The sequence below is a fragment of the Paenibacillus thiaminolyticus genome, assembly GCF_003591545.1.
Lineage (GTDB): Bacteria > Bacillota > Bacilli > Paenibacillales > Paenibacillaceae > Paenibacillus_B > Paenibacillus_B thiaminolyticus_A.
In genome coordinates this window covers 1-13,932 of the sequence record NZ_QYZD01000065.1, presented here as the reverse complement: position 1 = coordinate 13,932, position 13,932 = coordinate 1, and the positions used below count along the sequence as shown (strand labels likewise).

At 55.8% G+C, this 13,932-nt stretch carries 13 protein-coding genes; 2 read left to right on the top strand and 11 right to left on the bottom strand.

Translation table 11 applies throughout. The features are described 5' to 3' along the window. Positions 1–687: 687 nt before the first annotated feature. The 3 genes from DQX05_RS29315 to DQX05_RS29305 form a co-directional block, all read right to left on the bottom strand. Positions 688–2,025, bottom strand: a complete 1,338-nt coding sequence (locus DQX05_RS29315) for a sodium-dependent transporter (protein WP_119796767.1) — start codon at positions 2,023–2,025, stop codon at positions 688–690. Between the two features lie 40 nt (positions 2,026–2,065). Beyond that, positions 2,066–3,412 carry a sodium-dependent transporter gene (locus DQX05_RS29310; RefSeq protein WP_119796766.1) on the bottom strand — a complete coding sequence of 449 codons (1,347 nt, stop codon included), beginning with the start codon at positions 3,410–3,412 and terminating at the stop codon, positions 2,066–2,068. 96 nt (positions 3,413–3,508) lie between these two features. Then, positions 3,509–4,144, bottom strand: coding sequence for an O-methyltransferase (locus DQX05_RS29305; RefSeq protein ID WP_119796765.1), 636 nt, complete (start codon positions 4,142–4,144; stop codon positions 3,509–3,511). A gap of 82 nt (positions 4,145–4,226) precedes the next feature. Here DQX05_RS29305 and DQX05_RS29300 point away from each other — a divergent pair, with 82 nt between their 5' ends. Both DQX05_RS29300 and DQX05_RS29295 read left to right on the top strand, forming a co-directional pair. After that, positions 4,227–5,393, top strand: coding sequence for a THUMP domain-containing class I SAM-dependent RNA methyltransferase (locus DQX05_RS29300; RefSeq protein ID WP_119796764.1), 1,167 nt, complete (start codon positions 4,227–4,229; stop codon positions 5,391–5,393). A 119-nt stretch (positions 5,394–5,512) separates the two neighbouring features. Beyond that, positions 5,513–7,495, top strand: a complete 1,983-nt coding sequence (locus tag DQX05_RS29295) for an LTA synthase family protein (RefSeq protein WP_119796763.1) — start codon at positions 5,513–5,515, stop codon at positions 7,493–7,495. 113 nt (positions 7,496–7,608) lie between these two features. On the opposite strand, the gene DQX05_RS29290 is transcribed toward DQX05_RS29295, so the two are convergent. The 8 genes from DQX05_RS29290 to DQX05_RS29255 all read right to left on the bottom strand — a co-directional run bounded on the left by DQX05_RS29290 (position 7,609) and on the right by DQX05_RS29255 (position 13,506). Continuing rightward, on the bottom strand, positions 7,609–9,129 hold the full coding sequence (locus tag DQX05_RS29290; RefSeq protein ID WP_119796762.1) for a glycine betaine uptake BCCT transporter: 1,521 nt from the start codon (positions 9,127–9,129) through the stop codon (positions 7,609–7,611). Positions 9,130–9,236: 107 nt separating this feature from the next. Further along, positions 9,237–9,524, bottom strand: coding sequence for a hypothetical protein (locus tag DQX05_RS29285; RefSeq protein WP_119796761.1), 288 nt, complete (start codon positions 9,522–9,524; stop codon positions 9,237–9,239). Positions 9,525–9,599: 75 nt separating this feature from the next. Then, complete coding sequence (locus DQX05_RS29280; protein ID WP_006679269.1) at positions 9,600–9,824, bottom strand: YuzB family protein; 225 nt, start codon at positions 9,822–9,824, stop codon at positions 9,600–9,602. 112 nt (positions 9,825–9,936) lie between these two features. Continuing rightward, positions 9,937–10,197, bottom strand: coding sequence for a hypothetical protein (locus DQX05_RS29275; protein WP_119796760.1), 261 nt, complete (start codon positions 10,195–10,197; stop codon positions 9,937–9,939). Between the two features lie 73 nt (positions 10,198–10,270). Next, positions 10,271–11,485, bottom strand: coding sequence for a M14 family metallopeptidase (locus tag DQX05_RS29270; RefSeq protein WP_119796759.1), 1,215 nt, complete (start codon positions 11,483–11,485; stop codon positions 10,271–10,273). Between the two features lie 145 nt (positions 11,486–11,630). Continuing rightward, complete coding sequence (gene racE, locus DQX05_RS29265; RefSeq protein ID WP_259392305.1) at positions 11,631–12,488, bottom strand: glutamate racemase; 858 nt, start codon at positions 12,486–12,488, stop codon at positions 11,631–11,633. Positions 12,489–12,686: 198 nt separating this feature from the next. Next, entirely contained in the window at positions 12,687–13,028 is a 342-nt protein-coding gene (locus DQX05_RS29260) for a YtxH domain-containing protein (RefSeq protein WP_119796757.1), read from the bottom strand. Position 13,029: 1 nt separating this feature from the next. Continuing rightward, complete coding sequence (locus DQX05_RS29255; RefSeq protein WP_119796756.1) at positions 13,030–13,506, bottom strand: DUF948 domain-containing protein; 477 nt, start codon at positions 13,504–13,506, stop codon at positions 13,030–13,032. Positions 13,507–13,932 lie beyond the last annotated feature (426 nt).

Below are 13,932 nucleotides of genomic sequence, written 5' to 3'. Positions count from 1 at the left end.
CGTCAGACTAGATGCGTACAAGCGCCTTTGTGCCACTATCCCATTCCGTCAGACTAGATGCGTACAAGCGCCTTTGTGCCACTATCCCATTCCGTCAGACTGTATGCGTACAAGCGCCTTTGCGACACTCTTCCATTCCGTCAGACTGGACGCGCACACGTTCCTTTGCAACATTATCCTATTTCGTCAGATGAAGACTACTAGCGATTTTTATCCCACTCCGCAGTCTTTTTTCCCTGCCCTGACCGGAAGGGATAATGCTTAAAAGGGGCGCTAGACCCTACCTATATACTCAACCTGATTCAATGGGAGACTGCATAAAAGGACTACAACTTACCACTTTCCTCTGCGCCTGACTCAATGGGAGATTACACAAAAGAGCTCCTGATCCCCACATTATTCCGAGCCAGACAAATGGAGAGTGCACAAAAGGACTCTCTGTCCCCACTCTACTCCTCCTGATGCAGTGGGAGAGTACCAAGCAGAAGGGACGGCCCCACTTAATTGCACCTGACTCAATGGGAGACTGAATAACAGGTCCGTCAGACACCACTTGTCCCCCCTGACCCAACGGGAGAGGGCTGAAACGCGCAACCCTAGCAGACCAGCAGCAAGCGCATTTCCGCAGTTACAGGCAAAAATATGCGAGAGACGATGTCCCATCATCTCCTCATTAACGTCCTACAGCTACAGCAGGCCAAGCACGTGAAGGAATACGATGGCGATAACAACCGGAATGACGTAGCGCAGCAGTATGATATAGAACGCCAGACCTTTGCGCCACCATGCTGCCTCGGTCGCGAATTCCTCGTACAGCCGCTTCCGCGGGAAGCGGTAGCCGACGAACAAGGCGATGAACAGCGCCCCGACGGGCATGAGCACATTCGTCACAGCAAAGTCGGCCGCGTCGAACAGAGACAGGCCGAAGATGCGCGCATCCGACCAGACGCCGAACGACAAGGCGGACGGAATGCCGACGATGAAGATAAGGATGCCGAACAGCCAGCTCAACCGGGAGCGCTGTTGGTCGTTGTTGGACAATCCCGAGACCAGAATCTCTAGCATAGAGAAGGCCGAGGTTAAGGCCGCAAATAGGAACAACGCCAAAAACAACACGATGAAAAGACCGCCGAAAGGCAGTTTTTCAAACAAGGCCGGCAAGGTGCCGAACAGCAGTCCCGGGCCTTCCTGCGGCTTCATGCCCAGCGCAAATATGGCCGGGAAGATCGCAAGCCCCGCCATCAGCGAGGTCAGAACGTTCAGGCCGACGACAGAAACCGACGATTTGAGCAGCGATTCCTGGCGGCTCAAGTAGGAGCTGTAGGTCACCATCACGGATACCCCGACGCTGAGACAGAAGAACGACTGACCCAGCGCATACAGCACAGCTTGTCCCGTCAGCTTGCTGAAATCAGGCTGAAGAAAATAACGAAGGCCTTCGCCCATCCCGGGAAGGGTCAGGGAACGGATAATAAGTACAAGGAATAAGACGAACAAGCCCGGCATCATGATGCGGCTTGCCCGTTCGATCCCCCCCTTGATTCCGCGCGCAACCACCGCAATCGTAATCAGCATGAAGACGAATTGCGCTGCCACCGCGTACCACGGATTGGCTACCGTCTCCGCGAACAGCACATCGTAATCCCGGCCGCTCGATAGCAAGCCGCCGACAATACCGCGCCCTACATAGAGCACGATCCAGCCGCCGACGACGCTGTAGTAGGACAAGAGCAGGAAGCAGGTTCCGATGCCCAAGTATCCGATCCAGTGCCATTTTGAACGCGGCGCAATGTCCTGATAAGCGGATACGGCTCCCCGGCCTGTACTGCGCCCGATAGCGAACTCTGCCAGGAGCAGAGGCAGTCCGATTCCCAGCGTAAATAGTAGAAAAATAATAAAAAATGCACCCCCGCCGCTGGTCGCGACGACATTGGGGAATTTCCAAATGGCCCCCAGTCCGATCGCCGATCCGGCTGAGGCCAATATAAATCCGAGTTTCGAAGTCCACTGCTCTCGAGTTGTCATTACTGCCTCCTGTTGTCAATCTGTGTGCGAATGCTGCCTATTACATCGGTAGCCACTTCATTCCGTGCAAAAACACGATAAGGACGATGAGCGGCAAAAGGTAGCGGAGCATGAAGACATACACGGCCAAGCCTTTGTGCCAGCGGCTGCCGAGCGTATCCCATTCCTCCTGCAGGCGCCGGCGCGGATACCGGAAGCCGACGAATAACGAGATCAGCAGCACGCCAAGCGGAAGCATGACGTTCGTAACCGCGAAGTCGGCCCAATCGAATATATTGCGCCCCAGCCACTGCAGATGGCTGCCCACGCCGAAGGAAAGAGCCGATGGAACACCCATGGCGAAAATTACGCCGCCGACCAGCCAGCACATGCGCGCACGCTGCTCCGCCTTGTTCCGGGTAAATGCGGCTACGACGATTTCCAACAGAGAGAACGCCGATGTCAGCGTCGCGAATAAGAATAGCGCCAGGAACAGCACGATGAACAGCCTACCGAACGGAAGCTGCTCGAAGACAGCCGGCAGCGTAATGAACAGCAGCCCGGCGCCTTCCTGCGGCTTCATGCCAAGCGCGAACAAAGCTGGGAAAATCGCAATGCCCGCCATGAACGAGGTCAGCACGTTCAAGCCGACGACGGACAGGGCCGGCTTCCCGAGAGGCTCCCCTTTTTTCAAATAGGAGCTGTAGGTCACCATGCAGGACCCGCCCACACTTAGGCAGAAGAAGGATTGTCCGAGCGCGTATAGCAGCGCTTGCGGCGTCAACTGGTCAAAATCCGGCTTCAGGAAATAGACGAGTCCTTCGCTCATCCCAGGCAAGGTGAGCGACCGCACGATCAGGACGAGGAACAGTATGAACAAGCCCGGCATCATAATGCGGTTTGCCTTTTCAATGCCCCGCTTCACTCCCTGGGCCACGATAACGATCGTGATGAGCAGGAACAGTCCCTGCGCTAGCACAGCCGCCCAAGGGTTGGCGGCAGTCGATTCGAAGAGCTCTCCGTAGTTGCGCCCATCCTGCAGCAGCGAACCGGTTAGGCCCTTGAGGAAATAGAGCACTATCCACCCGCCGACCACGCTGTAAAAAGACAGCAGCAAAGAGCACGTCGCCATACCCAAATAGCCCACACCGTGCCACTTGCTCCCCGGCGCCAACTCACGGTAGGCGGATACCGCTTCTTTGCCCGTGTTGCGGCCAATCATGAATTCGGCCAGCAGCAGCGGCAGACCGATGCCGAAGGTGAAGATAATAAATACAAGAAAAAAAGCGCCGCCACCGCTGGTAGCGACGACATTCGGGAACTTCCAGATCGCTCCCAATCCGATGGCCGATCCGGCCGAGGCGAGCACGAAGCTGAGTCTCGAAGTCCATTGTTCTTGCTGTGTCATTCGTTCTAATCCATCCTTCTCTTTGGATTGCTGTCATTCATTATAGCATAGCAATGGTATAAAGCCCCTGCTTCCACATATTTTTTAGCTGGAGTCTTATTTCACAATAGCAAGCGCCAGACCGTCATAGGCCGGAAGCAGCGTGCTGAGCAATCGTTCATCTTGCGCAATCGCGGCATTGAAGACGCGCATCGCCTGCACGGACGGGCCCTGCTTGTCCGGATTGAGCGTTCTGCCGCGGAGCATGAGGTTGTCTCCCGCGATCAGGGCCCCCGGTCTCGCCAGCCGAATTGCGTATTCGAGATAGGCCGGGTAATTTTCCTTGTCCGCGTCAATGAAGAACAGATCATAGCGGGCTCCTTCCCGCTCCAGCTCCGCAAGGGAATGAAGCGCCTCGCCCACTCTGTACTCCACCTGCTCTCCGAAGCCGGCTTCGGTGAGATTGTGCTTCGCCAGATCGGCGTAATCTTGACGCAGCTCCAGAGAGACAAGCCGCCCTCCCGGTTCCAGTCCGCGCAATATGCAATAGCCGCTGTAGCCGCCCAGCGCGCCGATCTCCAGCGCATCCTTCGCATGCGCCAGGCGGGCCAGCATCGTCAACAGGCGCCCATAACCTTCCGCCACGGAAATATCCCGCATGCCCTGAGCCCGGATCCGCTCCTTGATGCGCTCCACGACCGGATCCGCCGGAAATAATTGTTCCAAATAAGATTCTACTGCTTCACTCGACATTTTCCATCCTCCTTGCATTTTATGATATGATGAATGCCATACAAGTACAAGTCAGAGAAGTAGAACGGAGTGTTGTTATCGAATGAACCGACCTTGGACGTTAATCGCGACCGCCCCGATGGGCCTGGAGGCTGTCGTCGCGCGCGAATTGAAGCTACTTGGATACGAGGATACGCGAGTGGAGAACGGCCGCGTCCTGTTCTCCGGAGGGCCTGTCGACGTGTGCCGGGCCAATCTGTGGCTCCGGACCGCGGATCGGGTGCTCGTCAAGATGGGCGAGTTCCGCGCGCGAACCTTCGAGGAGCTGTTCGAGGGCACCAAAGCCATACCATGGCCGGACTGGATCCCGATGCACGGCGAATTTCCGGTTGACGGGCGTTCTCTTAAATCCCAGCTCTCCAGCGTCCCCGCCTGCCAGGGCATCGTGAAAAAAGCGGTCGTGGAGCGAATGAAGCAGCGGTACCATACCGACTGGTTCGAAGAGACCGGTCCGCTGTACCGGATCGAGGTCTCCCTGCTGAACGACATGGCGACGATTACGCTGGACACGACCGGACCCGGCTTACATAAGCGCGGCTATCGCAAGCTGACCGGAGTCGCACCGCTTAAAGAAACGATGGCGGCCGCCATCATACTGCTGACCCGCTGGAATCCGCAGCGTCCGCTGTATGATCCGTTCTGCGGCTCGGGAACCCTGTTGATTGAAGCGGCGATGATCGGCTGGAATGTCGCTCCCGGACTCCGGCGCTCCTTCTCTGCGGAGACATGGGGCATCATCGGCGAACAGGCATGGGAACAAGCGCGGGAGGAAGCGTTCGACGCGGTCCGTGACGACACGGATCTCCAGTTGAGCGGATCGGATATCGATCCTGAAGCGATTCGCCTCGCACAAGCGGCAGCGAAGAGCGCCGGCTTCGCCCGCGAGATTGAGTTCCGCGTCTGTCCTGCGAGCAAGGCGAAGCCGGAAGGAGACTACGGGTGCCTCGTGACGAATCCGCCTTATGGCGAACGGTTGAACGAGAAGGATGAAGTCGAGCGGATGGTGAGAGATCTTGGCTTCATGGCGAAGACGCTGCCGACCTGGTCGTTCTTCGCGATCAGCCCGAGCCGACAGTTCGAGCATTACTTCGGCCGCCCGGCGGACAAGCGCCGCAAGCTGTTCAACGGCAATATCGAATGCCAGCTTTATCAATATTTCGGTCCGCTTCCACCGCGCAGCAAGGCGCCGGCATCGCCTTCCGAATCATAATTATGCCCAAGCGAACACCATCTGCCCTACAGCGGCAGGCGGTGTTCTTTTATTTTTAACATTTTATGAAAATCTGATAAGATGGGAGGTACGATTACATGTCAAGGAAGGTACATACAATGAGTCCAATTCGTCAAGCCCGGCCCGATTCCACCGGCAGGAAAAGTTCGGCGGCCGCCCTGTTCGGATGGCTTAGCTTCGTCTTCTTCCTCGCGGCGATGATGGGGAAGCTGATCTATTTCAATCGCTCGCTGGCGATCCCGAATATGGCGATGAACCGGGACGACTACCTGGTCGCCCTGGGATCGCTGCTGATTGCCGGCAGCTGGACGTTCTGGGCGAAGGAACGATGGCGCCCGTTGCTCTTGTTGCTGCTTAACTTTGCACTGACGGTGCTCATTTTTGCCGATTTGATCTATTTCCGCTATTTTCAGGACTTCATCACGATTCCCGTCCTGCTTCAAGCCGCGCAGGTCAGCTCGCTCGGAGAGAGCATCGCTTCGCTTATTCACGGCAAGGATGTGCGGCTGTTCCTGGACTGGCTCATCCTCATTCCGCTCACAATCGGGCATGCCCGCATTCGGTCCCGGGAATACCGCTATCAGCGCTCCATGTTCTCCGGCCGGAAGAACCCGGGACGCATGCTGCAGCGGGCAGCGGCCGGCCTGCTTGCCATCGTCGTCGGCACCGTGTTGGTAGCCGTGCCGGTGAAGCAAGCGACCAGCACATGGGCGAAAGGGCTGTTCAGCTCGGTCTGGTGGAGTGCCTCCGTCTATAATATTACGGGCTTGCTGGGCTTTCACGGCTTTGATGTGTACCGGTACGTCAAGGAAAATATGATGGGAGGGGCCTCTCTCTCGGAAGCCGAGATCAAGGACGCGGAAGCGTGGTTCGCCGCCCATCGCACCGACCGGCAGGGCCCTGCGTCCTCTTTCGGGCGGTATGCCGGCAGCAATGTCATTATTGTGCAGGCTGAAGCGTTCGAAAATTTCGTCATCGGCGCCAAGGTGAACGGGCAGGAGATAACGCCGAACCTGAATGCGCTTCGCGAGGAGAGTCTTTATTTCACCCGATTCTTCCACCAGACCGGCCAGGGCCGCACCTCTGATGCCGATTTCGGGGTGAACGCCGGACTTCATCCGCTGCCGTCCGGCTCCGTCTTCATCCGCTACCCCGGCCAGACCTATGATACGCTGCCGGCCATGCTCCGCGCGGAAGGCTATCGCACCGGAGCGTTCCATGCGTATGACGCCGGGTTCTGGAACCGTTATATTATGTATCAAAATATGGGCTACGACTTTTTCATGAGCAAAAAAGATTATGTTCTTGACGAGCCTGTCGGATGGACCGTCGGAGACAAATCCTTTTTCCGCCAATCGGTCGAACGAATGTCTTCCGATACGCAGCCGTTCTACAGCTTCTTAATTACGCTGGCAAGCCACCATCCGTACAAGCTGCCGAAATCAGTGCAGAAGCTCGATGTCGGCACGTACAAGGATACGATGTTCGGCGATTATTTGCAGTCGATGCATTACGTTGATGAAGCGGTCGGAGAGATGATCGCCGATCTGAAGCAGCGCGGGCTGTGGGACAAGACAATCTGGGTATTCTACGGAGATCATGACAACTCGATCGGAGAGACGGAGCCTCTCTCCAGGCTTCTCGCCCATCCAGTCAGCAAGCTGGATATGCTGGAGATGAAGAACCAGGTCCCGCTCTTCATCCATCTCCCTGATGGGGCGCAGGCCGGGACCTACGATACGGTTACGGGCCAATTGGACGTCGCCCCGACGGTGCTGCACTGGCTCGGAATCAATGCGGCTGACGCCTATATGATGGGCCATAATCTGCTGCTGCCGGATCGGCGGCTCGTCGTGTTGCGGAACGGCTCGTACACGGACGGGAGCATTTTCTATGTCTCTTCGGCCGACGGACTGTTCGAGCACGGCACCTGCTACGATTACGCGGCCCGAGAAAAGACGGACGTCGCCCGCTGCCAGCCGTACGAGGCCGAAGCGAAGCGCCGCTTGACCATCTCGGACCACGTGATTACGCATAATCTGATCAAGCGGTTCCGCCAATCTTCTCATTCGGAACCGTGATATGACAGCCGCTGTCCCCATTGACAGCGGCTGTCTGCGTATCGCTTCCCGGGTGCCCGTCATCCATTCACCTGCAACTCCTGCGCCGCCTCGCCTGTCCCCTCTCATCTGCACTACCGCTCCTGCAGCAGCTCGTCCAGCTTCCGGCGCCGCTTCTTCTCCTTCAGGCGCCGATCTTTTTCTTCGCGGCGCAGCGCCTTGGAGAGTGACGCGCACATGCCGAGCAGGACGACCGCGAACGGCAGTGCCGTCAGGATGGAAGCCGTCTGAAGCGCATTCAGTCCGCCGCTCAGGAGGAGGACGATAGCGATCAGTGACTGGAAGATTCCCCAAATAAGCTTGATCCGGATACTCGGATTCGGGTTGCCGTTGGACGACATCATGCCGAGCACGAAGGTGGCGGAATCGGCCGACGTAATGAAGAACATCACGATGAGCAGCGTGGCCAGCACCCCGAGCACATAGCCGGCCGGCAAGGCGTCTAGCGTCACGAACAAAGCGGACGTAATATCCTGCTGCACCGCCTGTGCGAGATTCATACCTTCGAACATTTCCAGATGAAGGCCCGTCGCCCCGAATACGGAGAACCAGATGAAGCTAAAGCCGCTTGGCAGCAGCAATGTCCCGAGAATGAACTCCTTAATCGTCCTCCCCCGGGATATGCGGGCGATGAACAAACCGACGAACGGCGCCCACGTAATCCACCACGCCCAGTAAAACAGGGTCCATTTCGCAATCCAGTCATTTTCCGTAAATGGAGATATACTAAGGCTCATCTGGATTATATTTTGCAAGTAGCCGCCTAACGTCGTCGTGAACGTATCAACGATGAAGGATGTCGGACCGAGCAGCAGCGTGAAGACAAGCAGTCCCAACGCAAGGAGCATATTCGTATTGCTCAAAATGCGTATCCCTTTGTCCAGGCCGGAAATAGCCGAAGTCAGGAATAATACAGTGACCACGATAATAATGATGATTTGAACGGTGATGTTCGACGGAATTCCCAGCGTATGCTGCAGTCCGCCGTTAATCTGCATTACGCCGAGACCAAGCGACGTCGCGACACCGAAGGTAGTGGCGATAATGGCCAAAACGTCAATCACTTTGCCAATGGATCCGTCCACGCGTTCTCCGAGCAATGGGTAGAACGTATGGCTTATCAGTCCTTTATGTTTGTGGCGGAAGGTGAAATAAGCGAGAGCAAGTGACACGAGCGAATAAATCCCCCATGGATGAAGGCCCCAATGGAAGAAGGAGTAGCGCATCGCTTCGCGTGCCGCATCCGGCGTCATTCCCGCGGCGGCGGGCGGGTTCATATAATGGCTGAGCGGCTCGGCGACTCCCCAGAATACGAGCCCAATCCCCATTCCCGCACTGAACAGCATAGCGAACCACGTCAGATTCGAATATTCCGGTTCGTCATCGTCTTGACCGAGACGAATGTGCCCATGCTTACCGAAGGCCAGCACGAGACAGAACAACAGCACGAGCAGGGCCGTGATCAGATAGAACCAGCCGAACCGCTCTGTCGTGAAGGAGAGCGCCGCTTCCGATTGCTGCGCCATGCTTCCCGGGGACAGCAAGCCCCACAGGACAAAGGCCAGGATGATAACGACCGATATTCCAAATACCATATCCCCACCCCTTGGTTTTTGCTCTTGATAGCATGTAGTATGCGCAAAAAAAATCCCAGACGGCTGTCTGGGATTCCGGCATTATTTTCATAAAAAATAGCGCAACTTCATTCTTCATGATTTTCCCACTGCTCGCTGTTAAGGAGAGAGCTTAACCGGTTCTGCTGCTCCTCGAGCATCGCTTCGGCCAGTTCCACCGGCTGCTGGTTCAAGCTAAGTCCGGCCTGCTCGACGGCCCGTTCCGCATGCTCCAGCGATTGCCCGGCTTGCTCAACGGACTGATCCGACGGATGAGACATTGCCTGGGATACCGCATTGCGCGCGGTCTTGACCGCATTCTGGGCCTGGGAGATCGGATTCTGCGACTGCAGGCTGGAGTCATACTTGTTCGGCATGCTGTAAGCCTCCTTCGTCTGTGTTAATCATCAGCAACGTTAGGATGTGCTCGACAGCATTTTCTATACCGACAGCTATCCCTTCAGGAACGCCTTCGCCTTCTCGATGGCCTCGTCCTCCGTCGGCGCCGTTACATATCTTCCGTTAATAAAAATAAATACCCGCTTCAGGCAATGGCCGCAGTACGACTTGCAGCCTATTTTAATTTCCGCCTCTGGATCCAGCTTCTTCACCTTCGGCAGGAACGACTTCATGCTGATGTGGCGGCATTTATCACATATACGTATATCATTTGCCATGATTGCTCACTCCATCTTAATCCCTTCGTCTTGATGTAAAAAGAACGACCGGTGTTGCTATAGTTATTGTAAGGGAATAGCCCTGCAGAAGCAACCGATATGACCACAACTTCTAGCGAACGGGATCGTATTTCAGGACCCGCCTGGAGAACCATGGCATCAGAATCATCGTGAACAGGATATCGTCGATCGGCATGAATGGCATCACATCAGGCATTACCCAATACAACAGGACCAGTCCGATAAATATTCCTTTCTCCTTCAGCGGAACCCGGGGGGAGAACAACAACCGCGGAGCCGATCGGAAAAGGTAGATAATCCGGCGGAGAGGATGCCTGCTTCCGGCTTTGGCGGACATATGATTGCGGCCCATCCGCACACCTCCTTGCTCCTAGTGTGCGCCATCCGGCTCGCATCATACTGCTCTCCTGAGGAGGTCTGGCGGTCTATTCCTGGACTTGCCCGTTCAATGCTTCCCGCAATATCGCCGACACTTCCTTATACATTCCGTCGAAGTCATGTAATGGCAGCGGACTCGCACCGAGGCCGACTTCGACCGTGAAGCCGGGCTTGCGGAAGCGCTGAATGAACCAATCCTTGTATCCAGCGTCACTGCCCGACAGCTTGACGGCCCGGTAACCGCTGACCGATTCGAACCGTTCCGCCCATGTGACCGCTTCGGGGGGCTCGTAATCACGGTAATTCCAGTAAATTTCTTGCCCTTGTGTATGGAAGGACAGCGCCAGCTCGAACGAATTCCGTTCCGTATAGGAAGCGAGCGCGGCGGCCTCCGGCTCAGACAGCGGATGCTCCCCACCGTAATTGAGCGGCGCCGGAGACCACATACCGCGTCGTGCCCTCTCCTCCTCCCAATAGGCCGGGAACTGATCGTTCAAGTCGACGCCGCGGATGTTCGCTTTCCACCGTTGAAAGCGCCGGGATCCCTGATTCCATTCCATCACCGAGGAATAGAACGGATGTCGGGGGGAGATGCCCTCCTGCACCAATTCGATGCCGTCCGGATTGACCATAGGCACGATTTTCAGCACCGTTCGCTCGTAAGCAGACCATGCATCCCAGCCAAGCCATGTCTTTCCGCTGCCGCACGCTCTTGCATAATCTTCGATGAACTGCATGAGCAGTGCCGAAGTAATCCATTCATTCGCATGGACGCCGCCATTCGCATGAATCGGCACATTCCCGCGTCCGATGCTGATGGCCAGGATCGGCTTGCCTAGGATGCTATGTCCGATCGTCTTGAGTTGGATGCATGAATAGCGGCGGCTTAATTGCTGAAGATCCCCCATCAGCTGGGCAGGGCCATATTCTGCTTTTTTCCGAAGCATCTCATTTGTACAGACGTATGGTATAAACACCCTCTGCCCGACCGTTAGCCGGTCCGGAGTCAAGGATGGATTCACAGAGCGCAGCAGGCCTGCCGGAACGCCATGCCGGGCGGCAATCCGGAACAAGGTATCGTCCGGCTGGACGGCATAAGTATCGTATGGACGCGCCGGTAGCATGAGAACATGCCCGGGAAGCGCATATTCGTCGGGATCAAGCTGTGGATTGCAAGCAAAGAGCGCAGGCAGATTAATCCCATGCCGGGCGCAGATTCGCAAGTAGGTATCTCCAGGCTGTACCGTGTAGGGGATATGCATCGTTCGAACCTCCTTCATTTCCTCATTGATGCATATGCCCCGTACGAAGCGGACATGACTCGACCTGGCACATACCAAAAAAAGCATGCCCTCCGCGACAAACGCGAAAGGCATGCACTTTGGCATAAGGAAAAACGTATAATAGCTATAAGATTTGGGACATTCGCCACACGACGGGCATGGCGCATATTTGTTCGCCCAGCCAAGCGCGTGCGATCTTCTGGAACAATTCCGGATCTCCGCTGCAAAAAAATTGATGAACCGGCGTCTCCAAGCTATGGGCGAGCTGACCTTTGTCATGCAAAATTGTACTGATTTCCCTTGCCGTCTCTTCGGCCGAGTTGATAAGTTGCACCTCCGGGCCCATGACCTGTTGAATCGCATCGGTTAAAAAAGGATAGTGCGTGCACCCCAATATTAATGTATCAAATGGTAAAGAACGCAATGGATCCAGCGCTTCCCGGACAACGCCCAGCGCTTCACTGGATTGGAACAAGCCTTTTTCGACTAGAGGAACGAAGGTCGGGCAAGCCTTGCTGACCGCATCCACATGGGGAGATAACCGCTTGAGCGCCTGCTCGTAGGCACCGCTCCGAATTGTCCCGTCCGTTCCGATGACGCCGATATAGCCCGTCTTCGTGGCCGATAGCGCGGCCCGGGCTCCCGGATAGATGACACCGACAACGGGAACCGGAACATAATCACGAATCTCTTCCAAGGCGACCGCCGTCGCTGTGTTGCAGGCAATTACGATCATCTTCGGCTGAAATTGGATAAGATAGTCCACGATTTGACGTGTAAACAATCTCACTTCCTCCGAGGATCGGGGGCCGTAAGGGGATCGGGCGGTATCGCCGAAATAAATGATTTGTTCCTGTGGAAGCTGGCGCATGACTTCTTTGACGACCGTCAAACCTCCCACACCCGAATCGAGCATTGCTATAGCTTGTTGCACGAATACACCGCTTCCTTTGTCTCTTGATTGACTGACCTGTGATACCATATGTACGGCAGAGCTAAAATGTACCTCGATCTTAACAGCAATACAGACAAGGTTCAAGTCGACTATCGTTCCATTTTCACACAACGCATGAGACAGCAGCGCACCAGAAGCGCTCCGTGCAAAGAAGCATCCCTGCTCCGTCCTGACGAATGCCAAGAAGAACAGGGATGCCATAATTCATATGGAAGGCAGATAACCTTATCTCCGGGTTACTTCCAACTCCTTCTCTTGCTCCTCGGGTGCGACATCCACCGTATCATCAAGCACCGTCAGCTCAGCCTCGTCGTCTGCCCGACGCCATTGGCTCCATTGTTCCTGCAGCCCGGCCGCCTTCTCCCGCGCGGTTGCCAGCAAATTATCTTTTTGCTCTCCGATCTGCTTCGCCAACCGCTGTGTCTTCTCATTCAACTCCTGAGCACCCTCCGCAATATCGGCGCGCAGCTCGCGGCCCGATTTGGGCGCTAGGAGCAATGCCGCAACCGAACCAGCTATACCGCCGACGAGCGTCCCGATCCAGAACTTCTTGTTGCCGTTTGCCATGTTATTGCTCTCCTCCTGTCGGCATTGCTCCGGGTTCATGCTGTTGCCGGGAATCCGGCGGGGATTCGTGCCGAGGCTTCCGCCGCTGCCATTCGTCCCATCCCGCAGCAACCCATTCCAGCCATTGGCCGGAGGAACGACGGGAATGGGGGCCTGATTCGTCCTGTGATCCGCCCGCCTGTCGCCCCTTGTGGCCGAACCACCGCTCGGCCTTGCGTCCCCAATCCGCCAGCAGCCTTCCCGTCTGGCGAAGCGCCCCGCTCCATTCATTCAAAGCGTCGATGACTTCCTCGGCAGCCTCAACGGTCCGCTCGGCCTTCCTGGACAGAGCCGACAGCCGGCGAATCAGCCGCTTCACTTCATAGGCACACTCCTCTGCCCGAGCCAGCGTCCGGCCCAAGCGAAGCAGCACGACGACTCCGGCCCCGCATAGTGCCGTCCAAGCGACGGCCGCAAGCAGAATGCTCCAAGCGATCATGGGAGCTCCTCCCTATCTCCAGCATCAACCCAGGCAAATGCCCATGTTGTAATGACAGTATAGATAGATTGGCCTTGTCTTGACACACTTTTCATGGAAAAATTAATTGATATTCTTCTGAATGAAACTTGTGACCTTATGGTCCATATCCTTGCTGCTCAGTTAGCCTTACTTGAGACCTTATGGTTAATATCCCTGCCGCTCAGATGGCCCTATTTGGGCCTTATGGCCAATATCCCCTCAGCTCAGTTGATCTTACTTGAGACCTTATGGTTAATATCCCTGCCGCTCAGATGGCCCTTATCAATACGTTATGACCAAAAGTCAAAGTTCAAAGATGGCGTAAATGGCACTTGAGCAAAAAGGACTTGCTTATCCTGTGCCAGGGGGATAACGGACATAAGAGGCTGACAGCGACTTCCACAT